This is a genomic window from Azospirillum cavernae, from assembly GCF_003590795.1.
Classification (GTDB): domain Bacteria; phylum Pseudomonadota; class Alphaproteobacteria; order Azospirillales; family Azospirillaceae; genus Azospirillum; species Azospirillum cavernae.
The window spans coordinates 174,089-188,690 of the sequence record NZ_QYUL01000001.1; the positions used below are offsets into that span (position 1 = coordinate 174,089).

The following is a 14,602-nucleotide window of genomic DNA, read 5'->3' on the forward strand; positions in this document are numbered from 1 at the left end:
AGGATCCCCGCTTATGCCCCGCAGCGAATTTTACCCGCCCATCGACCCGTATCAGGCCGGAACGATCGCGGTGGACGATCTGCACACGGTCTATTGGGAGCAGGCGGGCAACCCGCGCGGCGTGCCGGTGATGTTCCTGCATGGCGGGCCGGGGGCGGGCGCCTCGCCGACCCACCGCCGCTTTTTCGACCCGGCCCATTACCGCGTCGTCGTGATGGACCAGCGCGGGGCCGGGCGCTCCACCCCGCTGGGCGAAACGCGGGAGAACACCACCGAACGGCTGGTTGAGGACATCGAAACCCTGCGCCGCCATCTGGGGATCGAGCGCTGGCATTTGTTCGGCGGTTCCTGGGGATCCACCCTGGCGCTGGCCTACGCCCAGACCCACCCGGAACGTTGCCTGGGCCTGATCCTGCGCGGCATCTTCCTGATGCGCAAAAGCGAGATCGACTGGTTCCTCTATTCGATGCGCGTGCTGTTCCCGGAAGCATGGTCGGCCTTCGCCGCCCACATCCCGCAGAAGGAGCAGGGCGACCTGCTGGAAGCCTATTGGAGGCGGCTGGATTCGCCCGACCGCGCGACTCGTCTGGCGGCGGCGCGGGTGTGGAGCGTCTATGAGGGAAGCTGTTCGTCTTTGCTGCCCTCGCCCGAGTTGATCGCGGCGAGCGGCGAGGACACCCACGCCCTGGGGCTGGCGCGGATCGAGGCGCATTATTTTCGCGCCAACCGCTTCACCCCGGAAGACAAGCTGCTGCGCGACGTCCACCGCATCCGCCATATCCCTGGCGCCATCGTGCAGGGGCGCTATGACGTGGTCTGCCCGGTGGTGTCCGCCGACGAATTGCACCGCGCGTGGCCGGAGGCCGATTACCGGATCGTCCCCGACGCCGGCCATTCCGCGATGGAACCCGGCATCCGCGCCGCGCTGGTCCAGGCGACGGAGCGCTTCAAGGAGTATCGCTGAGCGGCGGATTGGGGGATGGCGCGCTGCGCCAGATCCAGGCGTGGAAAGCCCGCATTCCGGGGGTGATGTGCTTTGACTTCAGCAAGGTCAGCCAATAGCCGCCCGGCGTGACGTCGATGGCGAAGGGGCGGACGATCCGTCCGGATTCCAACGGGCGCGCAAACATCAGCGGCGGGGCCAGGGCGACGCCGTTCCCCTGATCGCGTTCCGCCTCAAACACAATCGGCTTCGGCATGCGGGTGGCGGCGCGCCATCACATCGGCGGTTCGTCCGGCGCTGGAGCGCAGGACCAGACCTCCAGCTCTTCCCCCCGCGACTGGCGATGATAGAGCGCCATGAAGGCCACTGAAACGGCGGCCGGTGTTGCCCGATCCGGAGAGAAGGGCGGGTTGGCCATCCCCAGCCAGTGCAGGCCATCACATCGGGAGAGATAACGATCGATGAACAACTGGATGGCCTCTGGTTTGCCGAGGTCGATCCAGCTGTTGCTGGTCAGGATCAGGGGTTTGCCTTGACCGACCAGCCACGCCACCTCCCGGTTCAATTGCCGACTGCGGGGCGCTATGGCGACGGCCGCGTCCGGGTGATGCGATAGGAAGTCTACGACGGCTTGGTGCACCCGTTCAGCCTGCGGCGCCTTGGTTCCGGTCTTGACCGTTTCGTTGGCAGCATGGCTGGCTCCATCGGCCATGATCAGCAGGATGACCAGAGTCTGCCCCAGGGTCCGGGGGTTCCAGCCTGGTTGGGCGGTCGCGGCGACGCCGACCAACAGAGTGGTGTAAGGGACGAAGGGCAGCAAGTGCCAGACGCCGGCGCCGTCCACGGCCCCCAGAACGCACGTCACTGGCATGCACAGGCACAGTCCCGCCAGCATAGCCCCGCGCGCGCGCCGTTCCGCCGGTGAGATGAACAAGGCGGGGGCCAACATGAGCAGGGCCATAATGCTGTTTTCCATCAGCATCTCGCCATGCACACCCACAGGCTTCAAGGCTGCCAGATAGGCCAGGTAGCCCGCTGGCGAGGCGCCAGCGCCGACAAAGGGAAGCAAGGCGCCCGCCAGACCGGCGATGCCGGTCAACACTATGTAACGGCTGGCTGCCGCAGGGGTGCGCGTCGGCAGGGCCGCCAGCAGCGCTGGTCCCAGGTACAGGCCCCCCGATGGCTTCAGCGCGGTGGCGAGGCCGGCGCACAGGCCCAGCATCACGGCCCGGCCCACGTTGGGCGCCCAGGTCATGGCCAACAGCCCCAGGGATGACAGCAGCAGCAGAAAAGGGTCGGCGCGGAAGCCAACGCTGGGATAGATCCGCAGAATCAGCCCGGCGGTGGCCGCCGTGGCGAACAGGGCGGCGCCGCGGCTGGCGCCGCCGCGCCTGACCGCATACCAAGTGATGATCAGGCTTGCCGCCTCGGCCACCATGCCCGGCAAAGCCGCCAGCGGCGTGCCGATACTGAACAAAGCCTGCATCGCGGCCAGGACACGATAGAGCAGCGGCCCGTACAGCAGGCCGTAGTATAAGCCGTCCGTCGGCAGGGGATACATGGGTTGTCCACGCAGCCAGGCTGCGGCGATCGCCGCGATGTTGTGGTTCCACGGGTCCAAGGGTCCATGGCGCAGGATGACGGCGTATTCGATCAGTCGGCTGACGACGACCATGACGGTGGCGGCCCCGACCAGCAGGATGGCGGCCATGCCCCAGCGCCGGGCAAGGGGGCGCCGGGACAGGCGGGCCGCGAGGGCCAGGCCCAAGAGCGCCAAGCTCAGCAGAGCCAGCGGCTCGATTCTCATGAGTGGGTTGTGGATCGGGGCGTTCAGAAGCATGGGGCGTCGCTGTAGGGGGCTGGATCGGCCGGTTCATCCCGGCTGCTGACCACGGCGCGGATGACGTATTGTGGACGGGCGCTGACGGTTTGGAAGGTCCGGCCCGCATACTCGCCGACCACGCCCAGCATCGCCAACGACAGACCGGATGTCAGCAGCAGCGCCGCCAGCAGTCCGGCATCGCCCGTCACGGGGATGTCCAGCAACAGGTGCCGGACCAGCAGCGCGCCGCTCAGCAAGACGCCCCCCGCCATGGCGCCGATGCCCAGGAACGCGCTGAGGCGCAAAGGCAGGGTGGAGAAGTTTAGCGCGATGGACAGCCACAGGCGAACCAGGCGACGCAGGGTGTAGTTGCTGCGCCCGCCCGCCCGGGGCAGGTGCGCCACCCGCAGTCGGCCGATGGAGCGCGTGACCTGCAGCACCAGCCCGTCAACAAAGGGGAAGGGACCAGTATAACGGCAAGCCTCCCGCGCGACGAAGGCGGACAGGCAGCGGAAAGTCGACAGGTATAGCCCCGGCGGAAGCCCGAGCATCAGGGCGGCGGTGCGGTTGGCGAAGGCGCTGCCAACATTGCGGAACGCGCTGTGCCGCTTGCGGTCGCAATAGGTGTAGACCACGTCGTAGCCGCCGTCGCACGCGTGCCGGAACAGATGGATCACCGCCTCCGGTGGGTTTTGCAGGTCGTCGTCCATGGTGATGATGTAGGCGCCTCGGGCCAGACCCAGACCGGCCATGACGGCGTTGTGCTCTCCGAAATTGCGGGACAGCCGGGCGAAGGTGACGGGTACGCGGGACACCGTCCGCGCCAGCCGCTCGCAGACCGACCGACTGTCGTCCACGCTGCCGTCGTCCACCAGGATGATCTCATGACCGCCTGGGATGGCGAGATTGGACAGCGCGGCCACCAGGGTCCCCACCGTTCTCGCCCCATTGTAGACCGGAACCACGACGCTAAGCGCGCATGCCGGGGTATCCGCCGAGGGAGTCATGCTCTGGTCGCCACCGCCAGGACAGAGCCGCCGAAGGGCAGGGCGACGCCCCGTCGCAGGGCCACGCGCTCCAGTCCGCACAATCCGTTCAGCACTTGGTTCAAGGAGCCGGAAAAGCGGCCGACATCGGACGTCTCCGAGCCGTTGGGCCACAGCTTGCGGCGGGCCACCATCAGGGGGAACAGCACGGTGTTCCAATAGGTGACGAAAAGGGGCTTCAGCCCGGCGGCGCGCAGTTGCCCGCGCAAGGCCCCCGCCGTCGTCCGCCGCGCGTTCGCCACATGGCGATCATGGTCGGCCATCAGCCAGGCGTAGGCGGGGTGGTTCACCAAATACAATCCCCCCGGCTTCAGGCAGCGGCGCGCGTCCATCACCGCGCGGACCTCGTCAACCCCGGCGAGGGTCAGCACGTCGGTGGAGATGACGATGTCCATGCTGGCGTCGGGGAAGGGCAGGCGGTCGACGCTGGCGACCGCGACCGCGCCGCCCGTCTTGGCCCGTGTCCGCAGGCAGGCCGTCCGCGACAGGTCGATGCCGTGCAGGGTCGCCTGCGGCCACGCTTGGCGCAGGCGGACCATCATGCCGCCGGTGCCGCAGCCCGCGTCCAGGATGACCGGCGCCGTGGTCGTCAGATGACGGTTCAGGGATAAGATCACCAGCTCTTGCAGGCAGCGATACCACCACATCGTGCCATCCGCTTTGTCCATCAACGCGTACTCGATTTCATCCATGCGGATCTCATTTCCAGCGATGGCGCATGCTAAGCAGGTTTTCCAAACTCCGCCCACATATGGGCGGGCTTGGAAAACCTGCTTAGGAACTCGACCGATTTATCATCGTTTGCCCGCCGCTCGCCAGCCCCTTACTCCTTGCCCAACGCCAATCAACGCCGCATGAACGCAAGGAGAGACTCAGTGATCGGTCGTCGCGCACTCACAAACGCAATTTGGATCGGTCTGACTCTGGCGGCGGTCGCCGCGCCCTTTGCCGCGCGGGCGGCGGGAAATGGAAAAACAATCTGCACGGTCGTTCTCGACGCCGCGACGGGCGCCCCGCTGTTCCGCCAGGGGCCGTGCGACCGGCGGGTCAGCCCGGCTTCGACCTTCAAGATTCCCCTCGCCTTGATGGGCTACGACGCGGGCGTTCTGGAAGACGAGCGTCGCCCAAGCTGGGACGGTCGCCCGGAATCGAGCAAAAACCCCGCCGACACGCGCAGCGTCGATCCCACGGCGTGGGAACGCGACTCGGTGGTCTGGTACTCGCAGGCATTGACCCGCAAGCTGGGGCTGGAGCGGTTCCGCGATTATGTGGAGCGGTTGGGCTACGGGAACCGCGACATCTCCGGCAATCCCGGCAAGGCGGACGGGCTGACCCACAGTTGGCTGATGTCATCCCTGGCGATTTCGCCCGACGAGCAGGTCCAGTTTCTCCGGCGCTTTCTCGCCCGCGATCTGCCGGTGTCGCGCCGGGCGCAGGACATGACCGCCGCGATCCTGCCGCAATTCACCGCCGACGACGGCGGGCGCTTCGCCGGGGCCTGGACCGTCTGGGGCAAGACCGGCAGCGGTTGGATGCGCGACGCCTCGGGCGTCCCGGACCGGAACCGTCCGTTCGGCTGGTTCGTCGGCTGGGCCGAGCGCGCCGGTGGGCGCGTCGTGTTCGCCCGGCTGGAGATCGGCGTCGCCCCGTCGGCGATGCTGTCCGGCAAGGCCGCGCGGGACGCGTTTCTGGCGGAACTGCCCAGCATGGCGCGCCCGTAACACCCCTTGCCTCGCGACGACCGGGAATGGCGCCCACGCGCCGATCCCGGCGGTGGAGCGGTCGAAGGAGTCTCGCTGAGCTTTGATGAAGGTTGGTCCTTTCCGTATGTCCTCCTGGTTTCCCCCAATAGAGATTCGCAATGGGCGTGAAACAATTGGCTAAGCGAATCATTCGCGCATCATCATAATTTGGGTGCGCTGAAGGATTGCAATTCGCCGAAGGGGAAAGAGGAATGGCAAAGAACACGCTGATTGCGATTGCCGCACTCGCGTCTGCGGCAATCGCCGCCACAGCCAAGGCGGAAACGCTGAAAATCTACAGCGTTGAGGCGCCGCCGATGACGATGGAGGCTCCAACGGAACGCGGCTTCGTGGCTGACATCACCATTGAGGCTCTCAAAAGGGCGGGTTATGAGGCCGAGATGATCTTCATCCCATGGCGGCGCGGCCAGCAGGAGGTCGCCGAAGGTGAAAATCTGCTGATTATCCCCTTCGCGCGGAGCGCGGCCCGTGAAGCCCAGTACACATGGATTGCGCCCATCTTTGCTATGGAGCGCAGCTTCGCCACGCTTGGCAAGCCGGTCGACAGTTTCGATCAAGCGAAGGCTGAATTGAAAAACATCCTTGTTGGGCAGGGGACCGCCCAAGAGGATCTTTTGAAGAGCAAAGGCTTTCCGCCGAGTCAGATGCAAATTGTGCGGGTCGGTCAGAATGAAACGGATCTGCTTGGCATGGAGCGGGCCGACGCGTGGTTCAACGGCACCCCGGAAACCTTGTGGAAATGGAAAAAGTCTGGACGGACGGAAAAACTGACCATCGGCAAGGGCGTTGCGTCGAACGACGTCTATATCGGCTGTTCGCTGAAATGTTCCCCGGAGATTGTCGGAAAACTGCAAACGGCGGTTAAGTCCATGGTCGAGGATGGCTCTGTGCAACGCCTGACCGACAAATATCTGAAATAAGATCGTCGGGGGCATCGGCAAAGGCGTCGCGCGCGCTTCGGGCCGATTCACCCCCTTGCGTCGCGGCGATCCCGCGCGTATAAGGCGTTCCTTCCACGAGCGGCGAGGCTAGGCTGAAAGGCCAGGGCATGCCCAACCGTCCGATGGAAGTCGACCCTATCCGATAGGAACCCAAAATGCCCAAGCTGAAGACCAAGAGCGGCGCCAAGAAGCGTTTCAAGGTGACTGCCTCCGGCAAGGTCCGCGCCCAGGCGGCCTACAAGCGCCACTGCCTCGAGCAGAAGTCTCCGACCATGAAGCGCAACGCGCGCGGCATGATGACTCTGTGCGACTCCAACGCCCGTACGGTGTTGAAGAACTGGCTGCGCAACGCCTGATACTGGGAAGGATCTGAACTATGGCTCGTGTTAAGCGCGGCGTCACCACGCACGCCCGTCACCGCAAGATTCTGAAGCTCGCCAAGGGCTATCGGGGTCGCAATTCCAAGAACTTCCGCATTGCGATCGAGAAGGTCGAAAAGGCGCTTCGTTACGCCTACCGCGACCGTCGCAACAAGAAGCGCGATTTCCGTGGCTTGTGGATCCAGCGCATCAACGCTGGCGTTCGGCAGTATGGCCTGACCTACTCGCGCTTCATCAACGGCATCAAGATGGCCGGCATCGAGATCGACCGCAAGGTCCTGTCCGATCTGGCCGCCCGTGAGCCGGAAGCCTTTAAGACCTTGGTGGACAAGGCCCAGGCCGCGCTCGCCTCCAAGGCCGCCGCGTAAGGCGTTCGCGACCCGTTCGCAGACGCTTTTTCAGGCGCCAAGTGCTAGAGAAGGGAGCCGGGCCGTTGGGTCCGGCTCCCTTTTTGTTTCCATTCCGATTTTTCCCCACGCTTGCCGGGAACCGCCATGCTCGACGCGCTGAAAGACGAACTCCTGTCGCTGGTCAACGCCGCCGCCGATCTTCCGGCGCTGGACGAGGTGCGCGTGAACGCGCTTGGCAAGAAGGGGCGCATCACCGGCTTTATGAAGGAGCTGGGCGGCCTGTCGCCGGACGAGCGCAAGGAGCGCGGTCAGGCGCTGAACGCGCTGAAGGACGTGATCGCGCAGGCGCTGGACGCCCGCAAGCTTGACCTCGCCGCCGCCCACATGAAGGCGCGGCTGGAGGCCGAGCGCGTGGACGTCACCCTGCCGATCCGCCCGGAGACGGAGGGCCGCATCCACCCGATCAGCCAGACGATGGACGAGATGATCGCCATCTTCGCCGAGATGGGCTTCTCCGTCGCCGAAGGGCCGGACATCGAGGATGATTTCCACAACTTCACCGCCCTGAATTTCCCGGTCGGCCACCCGGCGCGCGACATGCACGACACCTTCTATCTGCCCGATGCGCCCTCAGAAAATGGCGATGGAAAAAAGATGCTGCTGCGCACCCACACCAGCCCGGTGCAGGTCCGCACCATGCTGAACAAAAAGCCGCCGATCCGCATCATCGCGCCGGGCCGGACCTATCGCTCCGACTACGACATGACGCACACCCCGATGTTCCACCAGATCGAGGGGTTGGTGATCGACGAGGCGACCAACATGGGCCACCTGAAGGGGTGTCTGGTGGAGTTCTGCCGCGCCTTCTTCGACGTGGACGATCTGCCGCTGCGCTTCCGCCCCAGCTTCTTCCCCTTCACCGAACCGTCGGCGGAGGTGGACATCGGCTGCCTGCGCAAGGGCGGCGAGCTGAAGCTGGGCAATTACGGCGATTGGCTGGAGATTCTCGGCTGCGGCATGGTTCACCCCAACGTGCTGGAAGCCTGCGGCATCGACAGCACGAAATACCAGGGCTTCGCCTTCGGCATGGGGGTGGAGCGCGTCGCCATGCTGAAATACGGCATCCCCGATCTGCGCACCTTCTTTGAAGCCGATCTGCGTTGGCTGAAGCATTACGGCTTCGTCCCGCTCGACATTCCCAACATCGCCCACGGCCTGACGCGATAAGGAGCCGGTTCCATGAAGTTCACGCTGTCCTGGCTGAAGGACCATCTGGAAACCGAGGCTTCGCTCGACCAGATCACGGAAAAGCTGACCGCCCTTGGCCTTGAGGTCGAAGGCGTTCAGGACCGCTCGAAAGAGCTGGCGCCGTTCCGCGTCGCCCATGTCGTGTCGGCGGACAAGCACCCCGACGCCGACAAGCTGCGCGTGCTGGTGGTGGACACCGGAACGGAAAAGCTTCAGGTCGTCTGCGGCGCGCCCAACGCGCGCGCCGGGCTGAAGGGCGTTTTCGCGGCGGAGGGGGCCTACATCCCCGGCTCCGACATCACGCTGAAGAAGGGCGTCATCCGGGGCGTCGAATCCAACGGCATGATGTGCTCCAAGCGCGAGTTGAAGCTGTCGGACGAGCATGACGGCATCATCGAGTTGCCGGACGACGCGCCGGTCGGCGCGAGCTACGCCGATTACGCGGGCTTGAGCGATCCGGTGATCGACATCAACCTCACCCCCGACCGCGCCGATTGCGCCGGGGTGCGCGGCATCGCCCGCGATCTGGCGGCGGCTGGTTTGGGCCGCCTGAAGCCGCTGGCCGAGGGCCGCCTGAACGCCGCCCCGGTGGCCGGATCCTTCCCCAGCCCCATCGGCGTGACCATCGAGGCGCTGGACGCCTGCCCGCTGTATGTCGGGCGGACCATCCGGGGGGTGACGAACGGCCCGTCGCCGCAATGGATGCAGGACAAGCTGCTGGCCATCGGCCTGCGCCCGATTTCGGCGCTGGTGGACATCACCAACTACGTCACCTTCGACGTGGCGCGCCCGCTGCACGCCTTTGACGCCGACAAGGTCAAGGGCGGAATCGTCGTCCGCATGGCGCGCGAGGGCGAGAGCCTGACCGCGCTGAACGGCAAGGACTACGCGCTCGATCCGTCGATGGTGGTCATCGCCGATCACGAACGGGCCGAAGCGCTGGGCGGCATCATCGGCGGCGAGGATTCGGGCTGCACCGAAACCACCACCACCCTGTTCCTGGAAGCGGCGATCTTCGACACCGTGCGCGTGGCCCAGGCCGGGCGGCGGCTGGGCGTCGAATCCGACGCCCGCTATCGGTTGGAGCGCGGCGTCGATCCGGCGGCGGTGGTCGAGGGGGTGGAGCGCGCCACCCGCCTGATTCTGGAGATCTGCGGCGGCGAGGCCTCCGATCTGGTGATCGCCGGGGCGGAGCCGAACTGGCGCCGGACGCTGACCCTGCGTCCGGGCCGGGTCAAGAGCCTGGGCGGGGTCGATCTGAACCACGACCAGCAGACCCGCATCCTGACCGACCTTGGCTTCACCATCGAGGGCGAGGAGGATGACGGCAGCTTGCGCGTCGGCGTCCCGTCCTGGCGGGCCGACGTCCATGGCGAAGCCGATCTGGTGGAAGAGGTGCTGCGCGTCAACGGCTTTGACGCCATCCCGGCGACGCCGCTGCCGCGCGACACCGTGCTGGCCCGCCCGGCGCTGGCGCTCAAGCAACGCCGCGTCGCCTCCGCCCGCCGGGCGCTGGCCGCGCGCGGCCTGTCGGAAGCGGTGACGTGGTCCTTTCTGGCCTCGGCCACGGCGGCTTTGTTCGGCGCGTCCCATGAGGGGCTGCGGTTGGTCAACCCGATCAGCAGCGATCTGGACGTGATGCGCCCGTCGATCCTGCCCAACCTGATCCAGGCGGCGGGCCGCAACGCCGATCGCGGTTACGCCGACGTCCGCCTGTTCGAGGTCGGCGCGGCCTTCCGCAGCCCGGCCCCCGATGGGCAGGACAGCGTCGCGGCGGGCATCCGCGCGGGCGCCGCCGTGCCGCGCCATTGGGCGGAAAAGACCCGTCCGGTGGACGTGTTCGACGCCAAGGCCGACGCGCTGGCGGCGTTGGAGGCGGCGGGCGCGCCGACCGCTAACCTGCAAGTCACCGCCGACGCCCCCGCCTGGTACCATCCGGGCCGGTCGGGCGTGCTGCGGCTTGGCCCCACGGTGATGGCCCGCTTTGGCGAGATCCACCCGTCGGTGCTCGACACGCTGGGCGTCAAGGGTCCGGTGGTCGGGTTCGAGGTGATGCTCGACGCCATCCCGCTGCCCAAGAAAAAGGGCGGCACCGCCAAGCCGATGGTCCAACTCTCCGCCTTCCAACCGATCGAGCGCGATTTCGCCTTCCTCGTCGGCCAGGATGTGGAGGCCGACAAGATCCTGCGCGCGGCCAAGGGCGCCGACAAGGCGCTGGTGAAGGACGCCACGCTGTTCGACGTCTACCAGGGCATGGGCGTCGGCGAGGGCCGCAAATCCGTCGCCGTCTCCGTCACCTACCAACCGACCACCGCGACCCTGACGGACGAGGCCATCGAGGCCATCGGCCAAAAGATCGTCGCGGCGGTCATCAAGGCGACCGGCGGCTCCCTGCGCGGGTGATTTTGGGCGTGGGGTGAGAGGGGATTGGGTTCAGAAAGGCTCCCGCCGGTGGCGGGAGCCTTTTTTTGTGACTCGACGATCAACGACGCGCAGGACAATCAATTTTAGCAGAGGAGTGATTGCACCAATAGCAATCTATGAGATTGTTATTGGTGCAATATAAAACTTGAAACTGTGTGCCGCCAATGAAAAAATCACTCTCGTGATCGGCAGTTGGTGTCGATCACCTTGGAGCAGAGGAGAGCAGGGACATGAACATCAAGAAGATTTCCACTCCGGTGAAGGTTCGTTCGGTCAAAGGCGCCACCTGCGGCTGATCGGTGATGATGACGCCTCGATGAGAATCGAGGCGTCTTTTTACTTCATGGGGGTGCGCGATGACCTATGCGTGGACGCAGCGGCTTGACAAGGATTGGACCAGCGTTCCGAAACTGCGGCACAACCTGTGGACAAGCTTTGAGGACACCCCAGAGACCACCTATCTGACCGTCAGCCATGGCAAGTTTGCGGTGCCGACGGCAGAGGCTCAGCTCTTTTTGAAAATGCGCGGCTTTTGCACCGGCCATCACAGCCGTTCGGAGGTCATCCGGCGGAGCGGATTGGAAGCGGATCGCGCGGAAAACATCCTGTCATCCCTTGAAGAGGCCGGGGTGTTCCGCCCCGCCTACCAACCGTTTCAAGCGCTCGACGCCGCGAACCTCCGCGAGACGCTGTTGAGCGCCTGCCGAATCTGGTCGGAGCAGATGGCGGAAACCAACATTGCGGTCGACATCATGGCGGGGAAAGGCACACCGCAAACGGTGATCGGCTGGATGTTGGAAACCTACCACTACATTCGGACCTTTCCCGAGGCGATTCAGGTTGCCGCCGACGCGGCGGATGGCGAGTTGCGTGAAACGCTGCACGCTTACGCCGCGCAGGAGCGGGGGCATGAAGCCTTCGTGCTGCGGACGCTGCGCGGTCTTGGCCTGGATACGGCGGAGGTGGAGAGCAGCGTTCCGTTGGTTTCGACCCGGCTGATCGACCTGCTGATGCGCGAAATGTTCGCCGAAACGCCTTGTTCCGCGCTGCTGCTGGCCCGCATCGTCGAGGCTGCGGAATTGGATGACGAGGACATCGGCGCTTTTCAAGCGGCGGTCGCCCGCCAATATGGTTTTCCAGACGACGCGCTGGAACCCTTCTTTGAACATTCCCGTATTGACGAAGGGTTGGGACACGCGTTGTTGGCCGAACGCAACCAACATCTCATCACCGTGGGCAGCGAAGCCGCCCTGCACCGGCTGGTCAATCGCTTGCACGACATCAAGCACGCTTTCGATCTTCAAAAGCTGGAGATCGTTCATTATTACAACAATGTCGGGAATTATGTTCCGCGTCAATTTGTGGATTATTTCGCAATTTGACGCCTTGTCCGAAAGGGTCGAGGATGACGTCGTTCAGCCTGGATTTTTATCTTGTCGCCTTGGTCACGCTGTTCTTCATCGCCCTTTTGAAGGGGGCGTTCGGCGGGGGCTTCGCGCTGATCGGCGTTCCGATGCTGTCGCTGTACATTCCGCCGATCCAGGCGGCGGCGATCATCGCTCCCTTGGTCTGCCTGATGGACATTTTCGCCCTGGCGGCCTATCCGCCGCGCACCTGGGACACCCGGCATCTGAAACGGTTGATCCCTGGCGCGCTTGCCGGAATGGCCGTCGGGGCGCTGCTGCTTGGCAAGGCCCCCGGCGACCTGATCGGCCTTCTGGTCGGTTTTATCGCTGTCGCTTTTTCCGCGCAATGGCTGGCCGCTCGATTCGGGCTTCTGCGCTCCTCCGCCGCTTCGATGGCTCCGGGGTTGGAGGGGGGGTATTTTTGGGGGGGTGTGTCGGGCTTCACCAGCTTGCTCGCTCACGCTGGCGGCCCACCGCTTTCGGTCTATCTCTTACCGCAGGGGTTGCCGAAGACAGCGTTGGCGGGCACGCAAACCGTCTTTTTCACCGTTGGAAACTATGCCAAGTTGTTGCCCTATCTTTTCCTCGGGCAACTGGACGCCCCGACGTGGAAGGCGGTGGCGCTGATCGCGCCGGTGGTGCCGCTGGGGGTCGGTGTCGGTCGGCTGCTGCACAAGCGTCTGGACCAGAATGCGATTTACCTTGTTTGCTACCTTCTTGTCTTCCTGGCTGGATGCAACATGGTCTTTGACGTCGCGGTTCAGCATCTGTGAGTCCAGCGACGACTCTGCCCGGCTGATTTTTGAGAGGTCGGATTCGACCGTCGATGCGGCGCGGACATGGTAGCCGCTCGTTTCCCGGAGGTGGTCGAGAGATTGGCGCGGGAAATCCGCGACGGCCTGTTGCCGCCCGGAAGTCGGATGCCGACCCATCGGGCGTTGGCTGAACGATTCGGGTTGGCTCCCGCCACAGCCAGCCGGGTCTACGAAGAACTCGGCAAGCGCGGCTTGGTGTCGGGCGAGGTCGGGCGCGGCACCTTCGTTCGCGGCGTGGCTCAACACAGCATGACCGATCTGGGCGGCTCCGCCGTGGGGGGCGCCGACCGAAGCGCGACGCTCTCCCAGACCATCGATCTCAGCGTCAATTACCCCATCCTTGACGGACAGGACGCGCTGTTGGGCGACACGCTTCGCCAATTGGCCGATGAAAAGGGCGTGTCGGGGCTGTTGGGGTATCAGGCGCCGGCGGGGCGACCGCGTGATCGTCAGGCGGCGGCGGCTTGGTTGGCGGCTTGCGGACTCGTGGCGACGCCCGACGACATTCTGGTGACGACCGGCGCTCAGCATGGCATCGCCGTCGCCCTGATGACGGTCTGCTCCCCCGGCGACAGCGTCGCCGTGGAAAGCCTGACCTATCCAGGAGTCAAGATCCTCGCCGGGCTGCTGAATCTGCATCTGGCTCCGATTGAGATGGACGCGCAGGGGCTGGTTCCTCGCCATCTGGAAGAGGTGTGCCGCAGCCGCCGCATCCGCGCTGTGTATTGCATGCCGACGGTTCACAATCCGCTGGGCTTGGTCATGCCGGAAGAGCGGCGGCGGCAGATCGTGGCGATCTGTCGCAAACACGACGTGTTTCTTCTGGAAGACGACGCCTATGCCTTTCTTCAGGAAAGGCCGCCGACACCGTTGCGCAGCCTTGCCCCTGAACGTTGTTTCAACATCCAAAGCTTGGCGAAAGCCTTCGCCCCTGGTCTGCGCATTGGGTATCTGGTGGCGCCGACGCCGCTTATGGAACGGGCGGAATCGGTCATTCGCAGCACCACATGGACCGCCAGCCCGATCACAGCGGAATTGGCGTCGCGCTGGATCCATGACGGGTGGGGCGAGCGCCTCGTCACGGAAAAACGGCAAGACGCGGCGGAGCGTCAGACTCTGGTGTCGGCGCTGTTGCCAACCGCCGCGATCCAGTCCCACCCAACCAGCTATCACGTTTGGTTGCGCCTCCCCCCTGGTGTCCGAGGCGACGACTTTGTGCGGCATCTGAAGGCCCGCAACGTCATCGTGTCGCCGTCCGCCGCCTTCGTCGTGCCTCGACGCCACGCCGCATCCGCCGTCCGCATCGCGATGGGCGGCGTTTCGGTGGAGCGTTTGCGGGACGGGCTGAGGATCGTGGCGGAGCTTTATGGACGCCTGCGACCGATGTCGGTCGAGGCTGGCGGGCGGTGGTGACGGGCGGTTCACCCTGTATGGTTGGCGCGAGGATGGGGAAGGGATTGGGCC

The 14,602-nt window shown here is 65.1% G+C and carries 14 protein-coding genes; 10 read left to right on the forward strand and 4 right to left on the reverse strand.

Annotation, left to right across the window (positions count from 1 at the left end; all coding sequences use genetic code 11):
• The first annotated feature begins 13 nt into the window (after positions 1–13).
• Entirely contained in the window at positions 14–964 is a 951-nt protein-coding gene (gene pip, locus D3877_RS00795; RefSeq protein WP_119828909.1) for a prolyl aminopeptidase, read from the forward strand.
• On the opposite strand, the gene D3877_RS30765 is transcribed toward pip, so the two are convergent.
• The 4 genes from D3877_RS30765 to D3877_RS00815 are packed head-to-tail and all read right to left on the reverse strand — an operon-like array spanning position 948 to position 4,503.
• On the reverse strand, positions 948–1,199 hold the full coding sequence (locus tag D3877_RS30765; RefSeq protein WP_119828910.1) for a LysR substrate-binding domain-containing protein: 252 nt from the start codon (positions 1,197–1,199) through the stop codon (positions 948–950). The genes pip and D3877_RS30765 overlap by 17 nt on opposite strands.
• Before the next feature lie 18 nt (positions 1,200–1,217).
• Positions 1,218–2,783, reverse strand: coding sequence for a hypothetical protein (locus D3877_RS00805; protein ID WP_119828911.1), 1,566 nt, complete (start codon positions 2,781–2,783; stop codon positions 1,218–1,220).
• Positions 2,774–3,772, reverse strand: coding sequence for a glycosyltransferase family 2 protein (locus D3877_RS00810; RefSeq protein WP_119828912.1), 999 nt, complete (start codon positions 3,770–3,772; stop codon positions 2,774–2,776). Before D3877_RS00810 ends, D3877_RS00805 begins: the two co-directional genes overlap by 10 nt.
• Complete coding sequence (locus D3877_RS00815; RefSeq protein ID WP_119828913.1) at positions 3,769–4,503, reverse strand: class I SAM-dependent methyltransferase; 735 nt, start codon at positions 4,501–4,503, stop codon at positions 3,769–3,771. Before D3877_RS00815 ends, D3877_RS00810 begins: the two co-directional genes overlap by 4 nt.
• Positions 4,504–4,716: 213 nt before the next feature.
• Between D3877_RS00815 and blaOXA the strand changes: the two genes are divergently transcribed.
• The 9 genes from blaOXA to D3877_RS00860 all read left to right on the forward strand — a co-directional run bounded on the left by blaOXA (position 4,717) and on the right by D3877_RS00860 (position 14,551).
• A complete protein-coding gene (gene blaOXA, locus D3877_RS00820) occupies positions 4,717–5,532 on the forward strand; it encodes a class D beta-lactamase (RefSeq protein WP_420796888.1) in 816 nt (271 codons plus the stop codon).
• Between the two features lie 233 nt (positions 5,533–5,765).
• On the forward strand, positions 5,766–6,494 hold the full coding sequence (locus tag D3877_RS00825) for a substrate-binding periplasmic protein (RefSeq protein ID WP_119828915.1): 729 nt from the start codon (positions 5,766–5,768) through the stop codon (positions 6,492–6,494).
• Positions 6,495–6,670: 176 nt separating this feature from the next.
• Positions 6,671–6,871, forward strand: coding sequence for a 50S ribosomal protein L35 (gene rpmI / locus D3877_RS00830; RefSeq protein WP_119828916.1), 201 nt, complete (start codon positions 6,671–6,673; stop codon positions 6,869–6,871).
• Between the two features lie 20 nt (positions 6,872–6,891).
• Positions 6,892–7,263: a 50S ribosomal protein L20 gene (gene rplT, locus D3877_RS00835; protein ID WP_045581580.1), complete on the forward strand. Its 372-nt coding sequence runs from the start codon at positions 6,892–6,894 to the stop codon at positions 7,261–7,263.
• A gap of 126 nt (positions 7,264–7,389) precedes the next feature.
• Positions 7,390–8,472, forward strand: coding sequence for a phenylalanine--tRNA ligase subunit alpha (gene pheS / locus D3877_RS00840; protein WP_119828917.1), 1,083 nt, complete (start codon positions 7,390–7,392; stop codon positions 8,470–8,472).
• A 12-nt stretch (positions 8,473–8,484) separates the two neighbouring features.
• Complete coding sequence (gene pheT, locus D3877_RS00845) at positions 8,485–10,896, forward strand: phenylalanine--tRNA ligase subunit beta (RefSeq protein WP_119828918.1); 2,412 nt, start codon at positions 8,485–8,487, stop codon at positions 10,894–10,896.
• 377 nt (positions 10,897–11,273) lie between these two features.
• On the forward strand, positions 11,274–12,299 hold the full coding sequence (locus tag D3877_RS00850; protein ID WP_119828919.1) for an iron-containing redox enzyme family protein: 1,026 nt from the start codon (positions 11,274–11,276) through the stop codon (positions 12,297–12,299).
• A 23-nt stretch (positions 12,300–12,322) separates the two neighbouring features.
• Complete coding sequence (locus tag D3877_RS00855) at positions 12,323–13,096, forward strand: sulfite exporter TauE/SafE family protein (RefSeq protein WP_119828920.1); 774 nt, start codon at positions 12,323–12,325, stop codon at positions 13,094–13,096.
• Positions 13,097–13,162: 66 nt separating this feature from the next.
• Positions 13,163–14,551 (forward strand): aminotransferase-like domain-containing protein, encoded by a 1,389-nt coding sequence (locus tag D3877_RS00860; protein WP_119828921.1) that lies wholly within the window; start codon positions 13,163–13,165, stop codon positions 14,549–14,551.
• Positions 14,552–14,602 lie beyond the last annotated feature (51 nt).

Excerpts from the sequence above, each read along its gene's own strand:
- pip (WP_119828909.1), top strand. The coding sequence starts at position 14 with ATGCCCCGCAGCGAATTTTACCCGCCCATCGACCCGTATCAGGCCGGA.
- D3877_RS30765 (WP_119828910.1), bottom strand. The coding sequence starts at position 1,199 with ATGCCGAAGCCGATTGTGTTTGAGGCGGAACGCGATCAGGGGAACGGC.
- D3877_RS00805 (WP_119828911.1), bottom strand. The coding sequence starts at position 2,783 with ATGCTTCTGAACGCCCCGATCCACAACCCACTCATGAGAATCGAGCCG.
- D3877_RS00810 (WP_119828912.1), bottom strand. The coding sequence starts at position 3,772 with ATGACTCCCTCGGCGGATACCCCGGCATGCGCGCTTAGCGTCGTGGTT.
- D3877_RS00815 (WP_119828913.1), bottom strand. The coding sequence starts at position 4,503 with ATGGATGAAATCGAGTACGCGTTGATGGACAAAGCGGATGGCACGATG.
- D3877_RS00825 (WP_119828915.1), top strand. The coding sequence starts at position 5,766 with ATGGCAAAGAACACGCTGATTGCGATTGCCGCACTCGCGTCTGCGGCA.
- rpmI (WP_119828916.1), top strand. The coding sequence starts at position 6,671 with ATGCCCAAGCTGAAGACCAAGAGCGGCGCCAAGAAGCGTTTCAAGGTG.
- rplT (WP_045581580.1), top strand. The coding sequence starts at position 6,892 with ATGGCTCGTGTTAAGCGCGGCGTCACCACGCACGCCCGTCACCGCAAG.
- pheS (WP_119828917.1), top strand. The coding sequence starts at position 7,390 with ATGCTCGACGCGCTGAAAGACGAACTCCTGTCGCTGGTCAACGCCGCC.
- pheT (WP_119828918.1), top strand. The coding sequence starts at position 8,485 with ATGAAGTTCACGCTGTCCTGGCTGAAGGACCATCTGGAAACCGAGGCT.
- D3877_RS00850 (WP_119828919.1), top strand. The coding sequence starts at position 11,274 with ATGACCTATGCGTGGACGCAGCGGCTTGACAAGGATTGGACCAGCGTT.
- D3877_RS00855 (WP_119828920.1), top strand. The coding sequence starts at position 12,323 with ATGACGTCGTTCAGCCTGGATTTTTATCTTGTCGCCTTGGTCACGCTG.
- D3877_RS00860 (WP_119828921.1), top strand. The coding sequence starts at position 13,163 with ATGGTAGCCGCTCGTTTCCCGGAGGTGGTCGAGAGATTGGCGCGGGAA.